An 18,368-nucleotide genomic window follows, 5' to 3' on the forward strand; every position below is an offset into this window, starting at 1 on the left:
TTCTGCCCGATCCGGGACGGGACGCTCACGGCAACGGCCTACGCCACAGCGTCGGCTGCTCGCCCTGGTGGTCGGTGCTCACTCCGACGGCGAGCAGGTCGCCGCCCAGCGGTGTCATCCCGGTGAGCCATTGGTCGCCCCGCCCGGACAGGCCGGTTCCCTCGGGCGTCTGGGCGGTCCAGGAGCGTCCGTCGCGGGAGGTCCACAGCACGACGTCCGAACGGCCGAGCCGCCCGCCGGCGCCGGTGACGACGAACCCGCGCGGGGTCGCGGTCGCGGCGGTGACGATGGAGTTGCGGTCGCTGGAGTCCGGCCCGTCCGGGCCGGCGGCCGGCAACCGGACCTCCTGCCACGAGGCGCCGCCGTCCGGCGAGACGAACGCGAACGCCCTCCGGCCGGAGGCCGTGGCCGCGGACCCCGTGGCGACCACCACGTTGCCGACGGCGGCGACCTTGTCGAACCACCCCTCCAGTGCGCCGGACGGCAGCGGTATCCGGTGCAGCGTCCACTTCCTGCCGTCGGCCGACGTCCAGGCGGCCGGTCGGCCCCTCGGCGCGTCCTTGACCGCCGGATCGTTCAGCCCGCCGACCGCGACGTATCCGAACGAGCCGCCGACCACGCCGCGCATCCAGCGGTTGGCCTGCTGATCGCCGGTGAGGTCCGGTCCGGTGCCCCGGTCCCAGTTCTTGAGATCGGCCGAATGCCACGTCCCCGCCGAGAGGCCGCTCTCGCCGACGATCACATATCCCGCCGGCCCGACCGTCGCGGCGTACGTGGCGACGTGGTCGGCGCCTCCCGGCGCGAACGCCTTCCCGCCGTCGACCGCCCGCCAGGTCGTCCCGTCGTCGGAGGCGACGATCAGGGGATGGTTCACGTCGAACCCGACGGCGAGCCAGCCCGCGTTGCCGGACACCACGCTGATGAGCCGCTGCTTACCCGGCCGGGCGAACACCTGGCCGGGCGCCTGGGCCCGGCTCCAGCGCCTGCCGTCGGCGGACGTCCAGGCCGCGGCGTCACCGTTCGTGCTGCCCACCGCCACGCTCAGCCGGGAACCCGTCGCCACCGAGGTCAGCGCCTGGTCCGGCTCGACCGCTCCGGCGATCCGGGTGGGGTCGACCGCGATCTCCTGCCCGAGCGGATCGCGCACCGCGAGGACCGCGTCGGCGTCCTGGGTCCCGGCCTCCCGCCCGGCGACGATGGTCGCGCCCGCGGTCACGGCCATGCCCTGGATCGAGACGCTCGACGGCGTCGGCACCTCCCCGGCGTTCTGCCACGCCCGGCCGTCCGTGCTGCGGGCGAGCAGGACCTTCCGGTCGCCGCCGATGAGGGCGGCCACGCCACGGTCGGTTCCGGCCAGCCGCTGCAGACCGCCGTAGCCGGGCAGGTGGATCTCGCCGGCGGTCTGCCACTGCTTCCCGTCGGCGGACGTCATCATCACGCCGTACCGCTCCGACTTCGAACTGCCGTTCCGGCCCGCGACGAAGCCGCTCGACGTCGCCCCGATCGCGATGCCCGGACCGGCGGTGCCCTTCGGGTGCGGGACGTCGACCCATCCCCAGGACCGCCCGCCGTCGGCGGACCGCCACACGGCGTCCTTGACGACCCTGCCCTTGTGATCGGTCGTCCACCCGTAGACGATCGCGGTGTTGCCCACGGCCGCCAGGTCGACGAGGGACAGCGGGCCGCCGGACAGCGACATCCTGAGCTGGTCGTTGCCCAGCCGCTCCCAGTTCCGGCCGTCCGAGGAGAGCCAGACGACCGGCACCGCGTCGCTGTAGTCGCCCTTCTGTGACGTGTCGCCGATGGCGACGAAGCCGCTCGCCGTCCGCGCGACCCGCGCGATCCGGTCGCGGCCGAAGGACGCGCCCGCCGCGTCCGGCTGCCGCACCCACGACGTGCCGTCCTTGCTCGTCCACACGGCCGTCCCCGCGTGCGAACTCCCGAGCGCGACCCAGGCGCCGCCCGACCCGGCGACCACCCGCGGGACGTCACCGTACGCGGGCTCGGCGCCGTCGGCCGTACGAAGCCCGGCGAGCCGGAACGAGCGCCCGCCGTCGGTCGAGACGAGGAACTCGGCCCGGTAGTCCGCGGTGTCGGCCTCGCCGCCGATGGCGACCACGGTCGAACCCGACGACGCGACCCCGAGCAGTTCCTGGTCCCGCCCGTCCGCACCGGCCGCCGGGTCCGCCGCGAACAGCCGGCCCGCGAGCCGGGCCGTCGGCGTCTTCGGCGCGGACTTCTTGTCGCCGCCGGTGAGGACGTACACGCCGCCGGCGACCAGCCCGGCGATCGCCACGCCCGCGACGCCGATGAGGACGGGCCGCAGCGGTATCCCCCGACGTCTCGTCCGGCCGGGGGTCTCCATCCGCCACGGCTCGTCGAAGCGGACGGTGTTCTCCCCGGAGGTCCGCGAGTCGCGCCCGAGGTCGCCGGGCGGCCGTGGCGTCGACCGCGGAACCATTGCCGACGGTGGCAGGTCCAGGGCGGTCGACCGGTCCCCTCCGCCCGCGTCGTAGGCGGGGAATCGCGGCGCGGGCGGTTCCTGCGCACCCGCGTCGTAGGGAGGAAAGCGCGGTGGGGACGGTTCCTCAGCGCCTGCGTCGTAGGCGGCGAAGCGCGGTCCGGGCGGCTCCTGCTCATCGGGGCCGTACGGATCCGGGGGAGGCGGGGACACGGCGGGGGAGGGCTCGACGGCCGGATCCCACACCGGCTGCGGCGGAATCCGCCACGGATCGGCCGCCGGCTCCGGCGCCCACTCCTGCGTCTCGGGCGGCGCCTGTCCTTCTGGCGGGCCCTCCTGCGCCGGAGGGCTGGACGGCGGGGGTTCTTCCGGTGGTGGCGCGTACGGCGGGGAACCGGGCAGACCCGGCGGCGGAGCGCCGTACGGCGGCGCGGGAGGCGCGGCCCAGGGCGGAAGCGTCGGCCGAGCCGGATCCGGGCCCCAGGCCGGGGGCGGCGGGGGAGGAGGTGACCACTGATCGTCGGACGGGGGCTCCTTGTTCGGATCGTCGTCCGGCGTCTTGTGCCCGGCCACGCGCACCCTTTCCGTCCATCGCCCGGAGAGGCGACCCCGAACCCGACCTCCACACAGAGCGTCGTGGCCAGATCTTATCCGGGCAAAGCGGGTCAAGCGGCGCAGTCACTGTCGCATCCTCGGCGCTGCGAACAAACGAGCCGCACGACGTCGTCCGCCCTGTCAAGAACGCGAGGGGCCTCCGAGCGCAGGCGGCGAAGAGTTCCCCAGGCGCCAGGTGCAGCGTCTGCTCGGCCTGGTCGGCGGTGATGGTGCCGCCGTCGAACAAGAAGTTCGCCAGCGCTGGCCGCCCGTCGGGTTGCGGCGGCACCCAGTCGACGAGGAGGAGACCGCCGGGCCGCAGCTCGATGCCGGGTTCCACAGCCGCCGCAGCGCCGCCACGGCCCCGAGGTCTCGCCGACCGGGGCCGCGGCCTCGCTGCTCAGGCGGCCGGGCGGTCCTCGTCGTGGCCGTCGTCCGCCACCTCGCGGGCGAGGACGTCGCGGAGCGCGGCGGCCGTGCGTTCGGGCGCCAGGTCGGTGACGTACGCGCCCGCGGCCAGTTCGCTGCCGGCCAGGTACTTGCGCCTGGTGGCGGTCCGATAGGGCGGCGAGAGCTCCAGGTGGAGGTGGGTGAGGTCGGCGTAGCCGGGGACGGCGGGCCCCTGGTGCACCGCCATGACGTAGGGCATCGAGAAGCCGAATAGGCCGTCATAGGCGACCAGCACCTGCTTGAGCACGCGCGCCAGGTCGTCCCTCTCAGGTGCGGTGAGCGACGGCAGCGCGGGCGCGTGGCGGCGGGCGCTGATGTACACCTGGTAGGGAAAGCGCGCCCAGAACGGCACGTACGCGGCGAAGGCGTCGCCGGTGACGACGAGTCGCTCGGAACTCTCCTCCCGGATGACGACATCGCACCACACGCACGACCCGTGCAGCGACCGATACCGCCGCGCGGCGGTGATCTCCTGCGCCGGGATCGGCGGGATGTCGGGGTAGCCGTAGATCTGGCCGTGCGGGTGGTGGAGGGTGACGCCTATCTCCTCGCCCTTGTTCTCGAACGGGAAGACGTAACCGATCTCCGGGCGCCGGCCGAGCACGGTCGTGCGGTCCGCCCACACGTCCACGAGGGCGCGCAGCCGGGCGACCGACAGCTCGATCAGCGTGGCGTCGTGGTCGCTGGTGAACACCACGACCTCCGCATGGCCCACCGCCGGCTCGACCGGAGTCAGCGCGTCGCCGACGACCGAAGGCTCCAGAGGGTGGGCGGTGAACGACGGGAACCGATTGTCGAAGGTGACGAGTTCGTATGACGCGTGCGGGATCTCGGTCGGCGGCCCGCCGGGCGCGGTGGGGCATAGCGGGCACTGGTCGGCGGGCGGGAGGAACGTACGGTTCTGTCGGTGGGTGGCGAAGGTGACCCACTCACCGCGGGTCGGGTCGTATCGCCGCTCGGTCATGGGACCTCCTTCGTCGGCCCCATGACCAAGGTGCTGTGCTTGCCGATTCCCTCGCTCCGCTCGGTCATGAGGCGTCCTTCGTCGCGTAGTAGGTGATGGCCCGGCCGTCGGCGAGGTGGTCGTGCTCGGCCCGTAGCCCGAGAACAGGCGCGGCGAGGTGGCGGAGGAGGTCCGCGAGCACCGCCGTGGCCATCGGGTCGCCCCGTCGTACGGCCGCGAGCAGCGGGAACTGACAGACGAGCAACCGGCCAGGCCCGACGCGGGTCTCCCCGATGATCGTGCCGGCGATCTCGTCCGGGAACGGCTTCCACATCCCGGCGACCACGTGTCCGGGGAACGGACCGTCGCCGATCCGGGTCCACACCACGTCCGGCACGATCGACATCGACTCGACGGACAGGACGGTGGCCTGCGGCAGCGAGGGCACCGCCAGTTCATCGGTGGTGAACAGGAACGGCGTCGATCCCCAGGCGGTGGCGACCTCGGTCAGCTCAGCCGTGATCGGCAGGTGCCGGGCCCGGTCCGCGTCCTGCGCCAGGACGAGGACCGCCCGCCCGGCGGCCAGCGCCTCGGCGGCCAGGGCGCCACTCTGAGCGTCCAGCGCGTCCTCTGCCACGACGAGCGGCGCCGTGTCGTCGGTGACGACATCCGCCCCGGCCAGGTCGCTCGCATCGCCGACGAGCCGTACCGCGACCCGCGCGGGCTCGGACGAGACCACGTGCACGGGATACCGGTTCGATCCGACCACGTCGTCTCCGACGAGCCGTACGGTCAGCTCATGCGTCCCGGTCACCTCGGGCGCCGGCACGCGGACCGTCGCGACCTCCGATGCCGTGTGCGCGGGCAGGTCCACCGGGCCGTACCGCACCGTACGCCCGCGGAGGGTGACCTCGAGGACCACGCCGGAGAGCGCGGGACCGTCGTTGGCCACCGAGACGGGCACCTCCACCGCCTCGCCCGCGGCCACGGTCCAGGTGGCCCGTGCGACGATCGGCAAGACGTCCGCGCAGGCCAGGGAGAACTCGGCGAGCGCGGCGGGCTTGGGGGCGCGTTCCAGGCTCCACAAGCCGTTGAATTCGTGCGGCACGTCGGTCAGCTCGGTGACGCACCAACCGGCGATGCCGTCCTGGCGGCGGAACAGCTCGACCTGCAGCCGGTCGGCGATGCCCTGGTATCGCTGCGTGCCCTCGACGAACGCCGCCACCGTCCTCGGCCACGGCGTCCGCTCGATCGCCGTGCTCAGGTCGGCGCCGTACCACCAGAACGGTCCGTCTTCGCGCGGACCCAGGTCGGGCAGGCCCCAGTCGCCGAACTCGCTCACCAGGAACGGGCGAGGCGAGGCGGCCCACGGCGCGGTCTTGGCGGCCAGCTCCGTCAGGTACGCCGTGGACAGCCGGCCGTACCAGTGCGCGGTGAGGATGGGGCTCTCGAAGACGCGATCCGGGTCGGGGTCCACCCAGTCGTTCTCGATGACCGGGCGGGTCGCATCGGCGTCCGCCACGGCGGCGTAGAGGCGCCGCGCGAAGCCCTCGTACCCTTCGCTCGCGCGGGACGGCTCGTGCTCGAGTCCCAATTCGTTCATCGCCGACCAGAGCACGATGCTCGGGTGGTTCCGATCGCGGCGTACCTGTTCGGTCGCTGCCGTGGCGCACCGGTCGGCCACTTCGCCGGTGAAACCCAACTCGCCGTGCGCGATCGGCTCCGCGACCGGGATGTCGCAGTGGACGAGCATGCCCAGCTCGTCGCACACGTCGAGGTAGACCGGGTCGAACGCCTTGATGTGCAGCCGCAGCGTGTTGAGCCCGAGCCGCTTGGCCTCGGTGACCTCGGCCTCGATCGCCTCGCGGCCGGGCTCGGCGTACAGAGTGCCGGCATAGAAGCCCTGGACCAGCGCGCTGCGCATGCGGTACGGCTCGCCGTTCAACACGAGCCGGTCGCCCTCGACCGTGATGGTCCGCAGCCCGAAACGCGTCGTCCGCTGGTCGCTGACCTCATCCTCGGCGGTGACCGTGACCTTCGCCTCGTGCAGCACCGGAGACTCCGGCGACCAGCGCGCCGCGCCGGCCGGGCCGAAGGCGATGGTCACCCCGCCGTGTCCGCCCGGCGGCAGGACGGCCTCCTCTTCGCGCACGTCACCGGGTACGCCCGCGCGGACCCGGGCGGTGACGGTGTCCGGCGAGCGGTTGGACAGTTCGACGGCGACGGTCAGGTCCTCGGGGTCGCCGTTCACGAAGACGTCCTCGATGGCGATCGGCCCGTGGCGGCGCAGCGTGACCGACTGCCAGATGCCACCGTAGGTCAGGTAGAGGCTCGGCGGGCTGGGGAACGCCTGGTTGGCCCAGCCCTGCTTGCCGTGCGCTGTGCGCGGGTGCTCCGGGTCGGTCAGGGCGTGGTCGGTGACGCGTACGGCGAGGACGTTCTCGCCCGCGACGAGCGCGTCGCCGGGGTCGAACTCGAACGGCGTGAACGCGCCGAGGTGCGCACCCAGCGCGACGCCGTTGAGGTAGACCTCGGCGGTGTCCATGACCGCGCCGAACCGCAGGGTCCATCGGCCGGACGGGTCGTCGCACGGGAAGGTTCGGCGGTACCACGCAACGCCGTCGAGGGCCGGGTCGACCTCCGCCTCCCACAGCCCGGGTACGGTGACGGGCCGCGACGGAGCGTCGGCCAGCCCGGCGATCCCGGGGTCGCCGACGATGAGGTCCCAAGTGCCGTCGAGGGTGAGATGCATCGTTCCCTTTCAGATGGTGAGCCGGAGGACGTTCCAGGACACCGGCGGCAACTCGACGAGCAGCGGCTCGCCGGGCCGTACCGGAATCTCGCCGCGCCGGGGGGTAACGCGGCCGGGGGCGGTCGCGGTGTTGGCGGCGCCCCGATCCGCGTCGGCCAGGACGATCCGTTCGGCGTTCCGCACGGGCGGCAGGGCGCGGGGGTCGAGTGTGAGGCCGACGGCCTCATCGACGTCCCGGTTGACGGCGAACACCGTGATGCCCTCGTCGTCGCGGGTCGCGACCGCGTCGACGAGCGGGACATCGCCGTACCTGGCCGTCTCGTACCGCGGGGTGTCGAGTACGACCCGCAGCGCGTCGCCCTTCGCGTACGCCGCGACATGCGCGAAGGGATGGAAGATCGTCTGCCGCCAGGCCGGCCCGCCCGGCTCGGTGCGGATCGGCGCGAGGATGTTCGCGAGCTGCGCCTGGCAGGCGACGCCGATCCGGTCGGCGTGCCGGAGCAGGGAGATCAGCAGGTTCCCGACCACGACGGCGTCGGCCACGTTGAACAGGTCCTCGCTCATGCGCGGCGCCTGCTGCCAGGTGCCCCCGTCGAAGGAGTCGGTGTACCAGACGTTCCACTCGTCGAAGGAGAGCTGGATCCGCTTTGACCTGTGCAGCTTGGCCCGTACGTGGTCGGCGGTGGCGATGACGCCTTCGATGAAGGCGTCCATGTCCACGGCCGAGGCGAGGAAGCTGGGCAGATCGCCGTCCTGGCCATAGTAGGCGTGCAGAGAGATGTAGTCGGCCTCGTCGTAGCAGTGCTCGAGGACCGTGGCCTCCCAGCTCCCGAACGTCGGCATGTGCCCATTCGAGCTGCCACAGGCGACCAGTTCGATGCTCGGATCGACGAGCTTCATCGCCTTCCCGGTCTCCTGGGCGAGCCGGCCGTACTCCTGTGCCGTCTTGTGGCCGATCTGCCAGGGCCCGTCCATCTCATTGCCCAGGCACCACAGGCCGATGTCGTACGGTTCGGCCCGCCCGTTCTTCACGCGACGGTCCGACAGGGCCGTGCCACCGGGATGGTTGCAGTACTCCAGCAGATCGACGGCCTCCTGGACGCCTCTCGTCCCCAGGTTGACCGCCATCATCGGCTCGACCCCCGCCCGGTCGGCCCACGTCATGAACTCGTGCAGGCCGAAGGCGTTGGTCTCCAGCGACTGCCACGCCAGGTCGAGCCGGGCCGGCCGCTCCTCGACGGGCCCGACGCCGTCCTCCCAGCGGTAGCCGGAGACGAAGTTGCCGCCCGGATAGCGGACGACGGTGACGCCCATCTCCCGCGTGAGCGCCAGCACGTCCTGCCGCAGCCCGTCGGCGTCGGCGTCCGGATGGCCGGGCTCGTAGATGCCGGTGTAGACGCATCGGCCCATGTGCTCGACGAACGAGCCGAACAGGCGTGGCCGTACCGGCCCGACGCGGAACGCGGGGTCGAGGATGAGATTGGCGGTCTTCATTTCAGTCCCGTCGTGGCGATGCCCTGGATGAACCTGCGTTGCACGAAGAGGAACGCGATCACGATCGGCACGGTCGTGAGCGTCGCCCCGGCCATCACCACGCCGTACTGCGTGACGTGCTGGCCCATGAACAGGGCCAGTCCGGCGGGCAGCGTCTCCATCTTCGTGCTGGTGGTGAAGATCAGCGGCCACAACAGGTCGTTCCAGTTGAACATGAAGTCGAACAGGGCGATGGTCAGCAGGGCCGGTGTGGACAGGGGGAGGATGATCCGTGCGTAGATCCGCCAGTCGCCGGCCCCGTCGATGCGCGCCGCCTCGTCCAGGGAGCGCGGAATGCCGAGGAAGAACTGCCGAAGGAAGAAGATCCCGAAGGCGTTCGTGGCACGCGGGATGATCAGGCCGGGGAAGGTGTTCATCAGCCCGAGCTTGGCCACGATCTGGTAGGTCGGGATGAGCGTGACCTGGTACGGGATCATCAGGAACAGGATGATCGCGACGAACAGCACGCGCCTGCCGGGAAAGTCGAGTCGGGCCAGGGCGAAGGCGGTCATCGAGTTGAACAGCAGCGAGAAGACCGTGACGCCGCCCGCGAAGATCACCGAGTTGATGAACTGCCGCACGAACGGGATCTGCCGGGTCACCTCCCGGTAGTTGCTCCCCGTGAGGTGCTGGGGCAGCAACTGGGCGGGATGCCCGGTGATGTCGGCCTCCGGCTTCAGTGACGCGAAGATCATCCAGGCGACCGGGAGCAGGATCACGGCCACGGCCAGTACCAGCCCGGCGTAGAGCAGTACACGGCGGCTCATCAGTACTTCACCTGCCGTCGGCTGAAGTAGAAGTTCTGCACGAGGCTGATCACGAAGACCAGGACGACGAGGACCCACGCGGCCGCCGAGGCGTACCCGAAGTCGAAGTCCGTGAAGCCCTTGCGATATATGAGGTAGACCAGGGTCTCGGTCTTGAAGAACGGCCCGCCGCGCGTCATGACGAAGATCTGGTCGAAGGCCTGCAGTGAGGCGATCGCCGCGATGACGAACACGAAGAGCGTGGTGTTCGAGAGCAGCGGCCAGGTGATGTTGCGGAACCTCGCCCACGGGCCCGCGCCGTCGATCGCCGCCGCCTCGTAGAAGTCCGTCGGGATGGTGCCGAGCCCGGCGAGATACATCACCATGTAGAACCCGGTGTTCTTCCAGATTCCGACGAACATGACATACGCCATCGCCCAGTTCGGGTCGTGTACACCGTTGCCGAGCGACAGTCCGGCGTGCTGCAGCCAGCGGGGGAGCAGCCCGATGTTGGGATCGAGTACGAAGTCCCACGCGATTCCCATCACGCCGAGGGACAGCACGGCCGGCAGGAAGATAGAGGCGCGGAAGAACGACCGGCCGCGCAGCCGCCGGTTCAGCATCAGCGCGAACGCCAGCGCCAGCCCTACCGAGATCGGGGTGACCACGGCCGCGTACTCCAGCGTGTTGACCAGGTCCCCCCGGAACGTCGCGTCCGTGAGGAGCTTCCGGTAGTTGCCGAGCCCGACGAACGTGGGCGGAGCGAATTGCGAGGCGTCGTAGAAGGAGGTGCGCAGGGACCAGATCATCGGCGACGCGAGGAAGACACCCAGGATGATCACCGACGGTGCGATGAAGCCGTACGCGCTGAGACGCCGCCGGGCGCGCAGCGACAGGCCGCCGCGCGCCTGGAGACCGGATCGTCGCATGGACCGGTCAGCTCCCCGAGACCATCGACCGGAGCTGGGTCGCGCCCTGCTTCAGGAGCGTCGCCGGGTCGCCCTTGCCGTTCAGGATCTTCTCGAACGTCGGGTCGATGACCTCGCTCTGCATCTGCGGGAACTGGGTCTGGCCCGGCATGAGCGGAACGGCCTTGGGCGCGTACTTGGCGAACACCGCGACGTTGGGGTTCTTCAGGTCGGCGGCGCCGATGTCGGTGCGGGTGGGCGGGAAGCCGGTCGTGTTGGCGAAGTAGATCTGGGAGTCACGGGAGTTCCAGAAGGCGATGAACTCCTCGGCCGCCTTCTTCGCCGCGCCCTTCACGCGGCTGCCCACCGAGAACTGCACGCTGTCGTCGATCGTGGTCTGTGCGGCCGGCCCGGCGGGCACCATCGCGACGCCGTAGTCGATCTTGGCTTGGTCGAGGGAGGACGTCAGCCAGGGTCCGTTGACCTCCATGGCGGCGGTGCCGGCCTGCATGAGCTTGTCGGCGTCGGCGCCCGACGTGCCGACCGGCATGACGTGGTCGTTACGGACGAGGTCGGTCCAGTACGTCATCGCCTGGACCGACTGCGGGCTGTCGAGCGTCACCGTCTTACCGTCGGAGCCGATCACGCCGCCGCCCTGGCCCGCGAGCAGGATCGGGATGCCCTCGACCGAGTCGTGCGTGCCCATGGTCAGCCCGTACTGCGCCGGCGCGCCGCCAGGGCCCTTTCCCTTGGTCAGCTTCTTCAGGTCGGCGGTCCACTCGGTCCAGTTCGCCGGCGGCCCGGCGATACCGGCCTGCTTGAACAGCTTCTTGTTGTAGTAGAGGAGGAGCGGGGTGAAGTTGGCCGGCAGGCCGTACTGCTTGGCGGCGTACTGCCCGGCCTGCAGGGCACCGGGAACGATCTTCGACTTGTCGATCAGGCCGCTCGAGAAGGCGTCGTCGAGGGGCTGGAAGACCCGCTTGGAAGCGTACTCCGCGAGCTGGTTCGCGCTCATCGCCGTGATGTCGGGGCCCTTGCCGGCGCCGTACGCGGGCAGCAGTTTCTGGTAGAAGACGTCCCACGGCATGATCTGCATGTTCACGTGGATCTTCGGGTGCGACGTGTTGAACTCGTCGACGAGATGCTCGACACCGGGCCGGTCGCCACCGGTGAAGCCGTTCCAGAATGACACGGTCACGGTGCCGCCGCTGCCGCCGCCCGACGAACCGGACCCGCCGCACGCGGCGGCGGTACCCAGCGCTGCGAGCGCGGCGAACACGGTGAGCTTCCTGCGTAGGTCCACGGCGTCTCCCCTCATCCACGTGCGATGAGCCGTCGGCACGGCTCCCATCGCCGGGCCGGAATTACCGGGACGATACTCGTGAAGGTAATCGATGTACACCCCTCACCTCGGAGTAGTGAGGGATGGAGCGCACCACACTTCCAACGATGTAGTAGTCGATATACTCTCGTCCCCGAAACGGAGCCACATACCGGGGGGCCGGCCATGACCAGCACGTCACCGCAGCCGGGACGGCGCTCGGCCAGCATGAAAGACGTGGCGGCCCGTGCCGGAGTGTCGGTCAAGACCGTCTCGAACGTCATCAACGGCGCCGCCGTCGGCGCCGGCACCCGCGAGCGGGTCCAGCGCGCCATCGCCGACCTCGGCTACCGGCCCAATATCAGCGCCCGCAACCTGCGTCGCGGCCGCACCGGCATCCTGGCGCTCGCCGTGCCCGAGCTCGATCAGCCCTACTTCGCCGAGCTCGCCCGTCTCATCGTCGATGCGGCCGAAGAGCACGGTTACACGATCATCATCGACCAGACCGGCGGCGGCGATCGGCGCGAGCAGTACGTCATCGACGGCATGGGGGCCAAGCTCGCCGACGGCGTCATTTTCAGCCCGGTCGCGATGGACCGCCTCGACATCGCCCGACGCGTCGACACGACACCGCTGGTCCTACTCGGCGAGCGGGTCTCGGCCGGACCGGCCGACCACGTCGCGATCGACAATGTCGCTGCCGCCCGTACGGCCACCGCGCACCTCGCCGGTCTCGGCCGACGCCGGATCGCCGCGATCGGCGCGCAGCCGGACCACGCTCAAGGCACGTCGCGTCTGCGGGAGACGGGCTTCCGGGCGGCGCTGGAGGAGGCCGGGCTGCCGGTGGAGGAGTCGCTGATCGTGCCGGCCCGGGAGTACCACCGCCGTGACGGTGCGGAGGCGGCGGCGTACCTGACGGAGCTGGAGCACCCGCCGGACGCGGTGTTCTGCTTCAACGACACCCTGGCACTGGGCGCGATGCGGACGCTGCACGACCGGGGCTACCGGATTCCGCAGGACGTGGCGGTGGTGGGTTTCGACGACATCGACGACGGCCGGTACAACGTGCCGAGCCTGACGACGGTCAGCCCGGACAAGGCAGGCATCGCCCGCTCGGCTCTGCGCCTTCTCCTGGACCGCATCGAGGCGATCGACTCGCCCCCGCGCGAGGTGACCGTGAGGCACGAGCTACGCGTCCGCGAGAGCTCGGGCATGACCACCCGCAGGCCCCACTCCGGGTGACCCATGCTCCGCGGAGGGGACTTCCGGCCGTGCGGCCGGCGCGGTCAACCGTCCGAGACGCCTACGTCGATGAGCACGGTGGCGGCTCCGAGGCTCAGCCGTGCCGCGGCTGCGGCGCGCGGGCCGGAGGGCCGTCATGCCGTGCGGCATGACGGCCCTTGGTGCCGGGACGGGGATTCAGCGGAGGGTGACGGTGGTCGACAGCGGGAGATCCGTGGCGGAGTTCCCGGCGTAGACCGTGCGGGTTCCGGTGCCCAGGACCCAGGTCTGGCCCGAGGTGGACCAGGAGGAGAGATCGCGGGCCGCGACGGCCAGGTGGACCGTACGGGATTCGCCGGGCTGTAGCTGGACCCGGTCGAACTGGACGAGCTTGCGCGACACCTGCTGGATGCTCGCGGGCAGGTTCGGGGAGGGGCCGACGTAGATCTGCGGTACGGCGGCACCGGCGCGGCGACCGGTGTTGCGGACGGTGACCCGCACGTCCAGATCGCCGTCACCGGTGGGCTGGACCCGCAGGTTCGAGTAGGCGTAGGTGGTGTAGGAAAGGCCGTGGCCGAAGGCGAACTGCGGGGCCACCTTGGTGTCGGCGTACCACCGGTACCCCATGTCCAGGCCTTCGGACCAGGTGATCTGGCCGTTCTGACCGGTCGAGCGCTCCGGGTGACCGGCGAACGGGGTGGCGTCATCGCCGGTCGGGAAGGTGACGGGAAGCCGCCCGGACGGGTCGGCCTTTCCGTACAGCAGGTCGGCGGTCGCAGTGCCGCCTTCCTGGCCGGGGTACCACATCTCCAGGACGCTCTTCACCTTGGACAGCCAGGGCATCTGTACCGCCCCGCCGGTGTTGAGGACCACGACGGTGTCGGGGTTCGCGGCGGCGACGGCCTGGATGAGCCGGTCCTGGTCGGCGCCCAGGGTGCCGACGTCGCCCGGGGTCGTCGTGGTGTTGGCGTCATCGACGAACACCACCGCGGTCCTGGCCTTGGCGGCGGCGGCCGCCGCGGCCTTGATCCCCGCCTGGACTCCGGCCCAGGAGAAGCGGACGGTGGGTGCGGCCGCGGTGTCGGCGGCGGGGGCGTAGCCGAGTGAGATCTTGTGGCGGCCGGGGGTGAGGTGGACCTTGACGCCGACGTTGGTGAGGCCGAGGTACTGACCGTTCACCGTCGGCCCGCCGGGATAGGTGTTGGGCAGGATGGTGGACGGCTGCGCGAGAGTCTGATCGGTGCCGTCCACCGACAGCGTCGCGGTGCCGGTCGCCCCGGTGCCGGGCCCCTGAGCGAGGCCGGGGTTGATCCCGCCGTTGTACGCGGAGGAGTTCCCCGAGGACGTGCCGATCGGCCGCTGCAGCCACAGCCAGTAGTCGTCCTCGGTGGTGACGTTGAGATCGCCGTCCCAGGTATAGCTGTCGCCGCGGACCAGGTCGGTCTGCCGGCCGTCCAGGGCGGAGTCGACCTTGGTGCCGATGACCTTGCCGCTAGCGTCCTTGGCCGTACGGGTCAGGCCGGGTGCGCCACCGGCCGTGGTCAGAGCGGTGACGGTGGTCCCGACCCGGTCGATGCCGGGCGTGAGGGTGGCGCGGTCTCCGGCGATGGAGCGGGCCGCGTCGTACGGGCTGATCCTGTTGCGGTCGCCGAAGCCGCGAGACCGCTCACCGCCGGGGCTGGAGGGCAGCAGGTCGGCGGTCGGGCCGATCAGCGCGACGCTCTGATCACTGCGCAACGGCAGGGCACCGTCGTTCTTCAGCAGTACTCCGGCCTCGTCGGCCAGCTCACGGCTGGTCGCGATGCCCGCCTGCTTGTTCACCGCGGCCGGCGCGGATGAGATGCGGCGCACGCCGCTCTTGGCACTGCGCGGATAGGTGGAGTCGTCGAGCAGTCCGAACCGCTGGTACTGGTACAGGATGCGGGCCACGGACTGGTCGAGTGCGCCGGCGTAGGTCTTGTCGTACGTCGCGGAGGCCGGGTCCACGAGCGGCTTCAGCGCCGCGGGGGCCAGATAGGAGGTGACGAACTCCTGGTCCATGCCGGCGAGCAGGTCGCTGGTCGACTTCGCGGCGAAGTAGTCGGAGGTGACCCAGCCCTTGAAGTTCCACTGGTCCTTGAGGATGCCGTTGAGCGCGCCGCTGTTGGAACAGGCGTAGTCGGGCCGTGCCTCCGCACCGCTGATCTGGAACTTGGCGTACGAGCACATCACCGAGGTGACCTTGCCGTCCTTGACGGCCGCCTCACTGGGCTGCAGGTACAGCTCGTGCGCGGTCTGGTCGGTCACGACCGACGGTGTGTTCTGGTCCTGCCCGTTGTAGATGGTGAAGTGTTTGACCTGCGACATCAGGCCGGTGCTCTGCAGTGCGTTGATCTCCCGGCCGGTGAGCTGCGCGGCCAGGTAGGGGTCCTCGCCGTAGGTCGTCATGTTCCGCGCCCAGGTGGGCATCCGGGCCAGGTCCACCTGCGGCCCGTAGATCAGGTCGACGTCCAGCGCCCGTCCCTCGGTGCCGACGCTGCGGCCGAACCGCGTGATGGCGTCGCGGTCGAACGAGGCGGCCAGCCCGAGCCGGGTCGGATAGGCGGTGGCGTCCTTGTAGACGTTGACACCGTGTGCGTCGGCCTGCCGTATGTCGGGAATCCCGAGCCGGGGCACGCCCAGGATGATGCCGGCCTCGCCGTGCGGATCGGGGTCCGTGCCGCCGTGGACGAGTCGGAGTTTCTCATCGACGGACAACCGGCCGACCAGCCAGGTGACCGTCGAGGTCCACGGCGCGTTCGCGGCGATCGAAGGAGACCCGTTCGCCTGGTTCGACGGTGGGGAGGCGGCGGCGGGGGAGGAGAGGGACAACAGGAGGGCGGCCGCACACGCGGCGGCCGCCGCTGTTCTCTTGCCGAGCATCGTGCTCCATTCGTGAGCCCCGGATCGGGGCGGGGTGAAACCACGGCGATCGCCTGGCCAGGCCGTTTCCGCTGCTCGGAGTAAGCCAGACCGGGATCTTCCGAAACAAGACTTCCCGGCGATTCCGGTCCCGGCGGGAACGAAACCGCTGGTCCAGCCGCTATTCGAATGGCGTATACGGACTATCCACAAGACAGATGGTCCACTGACCGAAACCCGAGGTCGGAGTGCGGAGGGTCTCTCGGAAGCGCCAGAATGGAAGGAGGTGCGCGCTCTTGGGTCTAGGGCGCTGTCCGGTTTCGGAGGCGTCGAGGTATGCGGCGACTGTTAGTGATCATGACGCTGGTTCTCGCGTCGGCTGGGGCGGGGTGCTCGCTCGTCGGTGCGCGTGAGGGGGATCCGGTCGTGGCCGTGCCGCCGGCTTCGGCGCCGTCAGCGATGGTGCGGGCGGTGGGCGACGCTAAGCCGTGCATCGTGCGTCGTGCTTCAGACAGTGCCCGCCCGAGGGGTCTGGTCGCGGTCCACCCGAACCCCGCCGGCGTTGTCGTCGTGTGGCTGCCTGGTATGAATCAGCACCCCTGCCGTGCCGAGTTGACGCGGGGGGATGCCGATTCGGCGCGACGCCTTGCCAAGGACGTCGAAGCGGCGCCGAAATGGCCGTCCGGAAATTTCAACTGCCCAATGGACGATGCCTTGGGCGCCGAACTGTACTTCGAACAGTCCAAGCATGCGAAGGCGGAACTGGTCGATGCCCAGCTTTCCGGATGCAGAGGAATCACCGCTCCGGGTAGGTCGTCTCGCTGGCTCACCACCCGATTCGCCCGCGACCTCGCGTCGATCGCACCCGCCCCTTGGCGCGTCCGCCTGACGGGCTGACCGATCGATCTGGAGCGGATACGATGATCAGCCTGCTCTGCCAACCGCGGCCTGACCACGAGAACCTGCGGCGCAGGCCACTTAGCTCTCGTTTTCGGCGAGCCTGATCATCAGATCCTTGCTCGCGTGGAACAGTTCGGCGAAGCTCGGGTACTCCTCGGCCTCCCCGTATTTGGGCGCGAACTCGTAGGCGGTCCAGCGGCCTCTTCGAGTTGCTGCTCTGGTACGCCCAGAACGGCCACAACCCCGACTGGGCCCAGTCGATCACCGCGTACGAGGCCGTCGCCCAACTGATCAGGATCTACCAAGGGCAGTACATTCCACCTCCCTTCCAGACCGAGGACTACGCGCGAGCCCTGCTGCAAACCAGCAGCGACGGCAAGGACCTCGACGAGACACTCAAGGCCAGGATGGAACGACAGGCCACTATCTTGGGCAGGCCGGATCCGCCCTACGTCTGGGTCCTCCTGGACGAGGACGTCCTGGACGACTGCATCGGCGGACCCGAGGTCATGCAGGCGCAACTCCGGCACCTGCTCGAACTGATGCAGCGGCCTAACGTCTCCATTCGCATCATCCCGCGCTCGGCAGGAGCGCATATCGGGAAGGACGGCCCCTTCCGCATCATCACTGTCGATTCCCGCGATATTGCCTACGCTGGAGCAGCGAGAGGTGGTCGGCTGATCGAGATGTGCGGCGAGGTCGACCAGTTCAAACTGGACCTCGACCGGATCGGACAGAAGGCAGCGTCCGAAGACGCCTCGCGCATCCTGATCGAACGGCGATTGGAGACCACCGAATGGCGATGCAGTGGCGCAAAAGCTCAATTAGCACCGCGGTCAACGACGAGGCGTGCGTCGAGGTGGCGTCGCTGACCTCGCAGGAGATCGACCTCGATCACTGAGCGACACGGCGCGGCTCGTACGGTCCCTGCGATCACCGGGACCGTACGGCCGCGCCTCGGCTCATGACGCCTACCTGAGCCACTCGGCGGTGGGCCAGGTCTCGCGGCGCCAGGCGCTGTCCCAGAACATCCACTCGTACTCGGTGGCGCGGAAGAAGGCGCTGGTCATCGCCTCGCGGGTGGCCGGATCGGTCGTCGCGGCCAGGCGGTCGGTGATGCTCTTGGCACGTTCGGTGGACTCGGCGAAGGCCGGGTCGGAGTAGGTCGCGATCCAAGCGCGGTACGGGTGTTCCTCAACGTCCGCGGTGTTCTCGAGCAGGGCCGTGCCGACGTCCTGGTACACCCAGAAGCACGGCAGTACCGCCGCCGCCAGCACCGGATACGGATCGGCGAGGGCCGTCGCCTGGAGGAACGACGCGTAGCCGAGACAGGTCGGGGACGTCTCGATGCCCGCCAGGTCCTCGGCGGTCAGCCCGAACTCCTCGATGTAGCCGGCGTGCAGCGTGCGCTCCGCCGCCAGCGCGGCGTGCGCGCTCTCGGCGAAGAAGACGGCGTCGTCGGTGTCGGTGGCCCGCGTCGAGGCGACCGCGAGCGCCCGGGAGAACGCCTCCAGGTAGCGGGCGTCCTGCACGATGTAGAACGCGAACCGCTCACGGTCCAGCGTGCCCGCGCTCAGTGCGGTGTTGAACGGGTGCTCGTGGATCGCGCCGAGCAGCCGGGCCGAGCGCTTCCACACCTCGTCACAGAACATCGGGATC

At 70.3% G+C, this 18,368-nt stretch carries 12 protein-coding genes; 3 read left to right on the top strand and 9 right to left on the bottom strand.

All coding sequences use genetic code 11. The features are described from left to right. Nucleotides 1-25: 25 nt before the first annotated feature. From NE234_RS45095 to NE234_RS25790, 7 genes are all read right to left on the bottom strand, one after another. Entirely contained in the window at nt 26-3,034 is a 3,009-nt protein-coding gene (locus NE234_RS45095) for a hypothetical protein (protein ID WP_305886719.1), read from the bottom strand. Nucleotides 3,035-3,455: 421 nt separating this feature from the next. After that, nucleotides 3,456-4,469 carry a galactose-1-phosphate uridylyltransferase gene (galT, locus tag NE234_RS25765; RefSeq protein ID WP_252783213.1) on the bottom strand — a complete coding sequence of 338 codons (1,014 nt, stop codon included), beginning with the start codon at nt 4,467-4,469 and terminating at the stop codon, nt 3,456-3,458. A gap of 64 nt (nt 4,470-4,533) precedes the next feature. Next, a complete protein-coding gene (locus NE234_RS25770) occupies nt 4,534-7,200 on the bottom strand; it encodes a glycoside hydrolase family 2 TIM barrel-domain containing protein (RefSeq protein WP_252783214.1) in 2,667 nt (888 codons plus the stop codon). Nucleotides 7,201-7,209: 9 nt separating this feature from the next. After that, complete coding sequence (arfA, locus tag NE234_RS25775) at nt 7,210-8,694, bottom strand: arabinosylfuranosidase ArfA (protein ID WP_252783215.1); 1,485 nt, start codon at nt 8,692-8,694, stop codon at nt 7,210-7,212. Further along, the gene (locus NE234_RS25780) at nt 8,691-9,500 is read right to left on the bottom strand and encodes a carbohydrate ABC transporter permease (RefSeq protein WP_252783216.1); all 810 of its coding nucleotides are present in this window, start codon (nt 9,498-9,500) and stop codon (nt 8,691-8,693) included. The genes arfA and NE234_RS25780 overlap by 4 nt, the downstream gene beginning before the upstream one ends. Next, complete coding sequence (locus tag NE234_RS25785; RefSeq protein ID WP_252783217.1) at nt 9,500-10,408, bottom strand: carbohydrate ABC transporter permease; 909 nt, start codon at nt 10,406-10,408, stop codon at nt 9,500-9,502. The genes NE234_RS25780 and NE234_RS25785 overlap by 1 nt, the downstream gene beginning before the upstream one ends. Nucleotides 10,409-10,415: 7 nt before the next feature. Beyond that, on the bottom strand, nt 10,416-11,690 hold the full coding sequence (locus tag NE234_RS25790) for an ABC transporter substrate-binding protein (RefSeq protein ID WP_252783218.1): 1,275 nt from the start codon (nt 11,688-11,690) through the stop codon (nt 10,416-10,418). Nucleotides 11,691-11,894: 204 nt separating this feature from the next. On the opposite strand from NE234_RS25790, the gene NE234_RS25795 reads away from it, so the two are divergent. Then, nucleotides 11,895-12,950, top strand: a complete 1,056-nt coding sequence (locus tag NE234_RS25795; protein WP_252783219.1) for a LacI family DNA-binding transcriptional regulator — start codon at nt 11,895-11,897, stop codon at nt 12,948-12,950. Nucleotides 12,951-13,127: 177 nt separating this feature from the next. Here the strand turns inward: NE234_RS25795 and NE234_RS25800 are convergent, their stop codons facing one another. Beyond that, the gene (locus tag NE234_RS25800; RefSeq protein ID WP_252783220.1) at nt 13,128-15,830 is read right to left on the bottom strand and encodes a beta-glucosidase family protein; all 2,703 of its coding nucleotides are present in this window, start codon (nt 15,828-15,830) and stop codon (nt 13,128-13,130) included. Nucleotides 15,831-16,166: 336 nt separating this feature from the next. On the opposite strand from NE234_RS25800, the gene NE234_RS25805 reads away from it, so the two are divergent. Both NE234_RS25805 and NE234_RS25810 read left to right on the top strand, forming a co-directional pair. After that, on the top strand, nt 16,167-16,706 hold the full coding sequence (locus NE234_RS25805) for a hypothetical protein (RefSeq protein WP_252783221.1): 540 nt from the start codon (nt 16,167-16,169) through the stop codon (nt 16,704-16,706). 212 nt (nt 16,707-16,918) lie between these two features. Continuing rightward, on the top strand, nt 16,919-17,581 hold the full coding sequence (locus NE234_RS25810; protein ID WP_252783222.1) for a DUF5753 domain-containing protein: 663 nt from the start codon (nt 16,919-16,921) through the stop codon (nt 17,579-17,581). A 99-nt stretch (nt 17,582-17,680) separates the two neighbouring features. Here NE234_RS25810 and tenA read toward each other — a convergent pair whose 3' ends face one another. Further along, the gene (tenA, locus tag NE234_RS25815; protein ID WP_252783223.1) at nt 17,681-18,361 is read right to left on the bottom strand and encodes a thiaminase II; all 681 of its coding nucleotides are present in this window, start codon (nt 18,359-18,361) and stop codon (nt 17,681-17,683) included. Nucleotides 18,362-18,368: the final 7 nt, after the last annotated feature.

The sequence above is a fragment of the Actinoallomurus rhizosphaericola genome (assembly GCF_024055675.1).
GTDB lineage: Bacteria > Actinomycetota > Actinomycetes > Streptosporangiales > Streptosporangiaceae > Actinoallomurus > Actinoallomurus soli.

Bases quoted from the DNA above. Each gene is read 5' to 3' on its own strand.
- NE234_RS25805 (WP_252783221.1), top strand. From the start codon at position 16,167: ATGACGCTGGTTCTCGCGTCGGCTGGGGCGGGGTGCTCGCTCGTCGGT.
- NE234_RS25795 (WP_252783219.1), top strand. From the start codon at position 11,895: ATGACCAGCACGTCACCGCAGCCGGGACGGCGCTCGGCCAGCATGAAA.
- NE234_RS25770 (WP_252783214.1), bottom strand. From the start codon at position 7,200: ATGCATCTCACCCTCGACGGCACTTGGGACCTCATCGTCGGCGACCCC.
- NE234_RS25800 (WP_252783220.1), bottom strand. From the start codon at position 15,830: ATGCTCGGCAAGAGAACAGCGGCGGCCGCCGCGTGTGCGGCCGCCCTC.
- tenA (WP_252783223.1), bottom strand. From the start codon at position 18,361: ATGTTCTGTGACGAGGTGTGGAAGCGCTCGGCCCGGCTGCTCGGCGCG.
- arfA (WP_252783215.1), bottom strand. From the start codon at position 8,694: ATGAAGACCGCCAATCTCATCCTCGACCCCGCGTTCCGCGTCGGGCCG.
- galT (WP_252783213.1), bottom strand. From the start codon at position 4,469: ATGACCGAGCGGCGATACGACCCGACCCGCGGTGAGTGGGTCACCTTC.
- NE234_RS25785 (WP_252783217.1), bottom strand. From the start codon at position 10,408: ATGCGACGATCCGGTCTCCAGGCGCGCGGCGGCCTGTCGCTGCGCGCC.
- NE234_RS25780 (WP_252783216.1), bottom strand. From the start codon at position 9,500: ATGAGCCGCCGTGTACTGCTCTACGCCGGGCTGGTACTGGCCGTGGCC.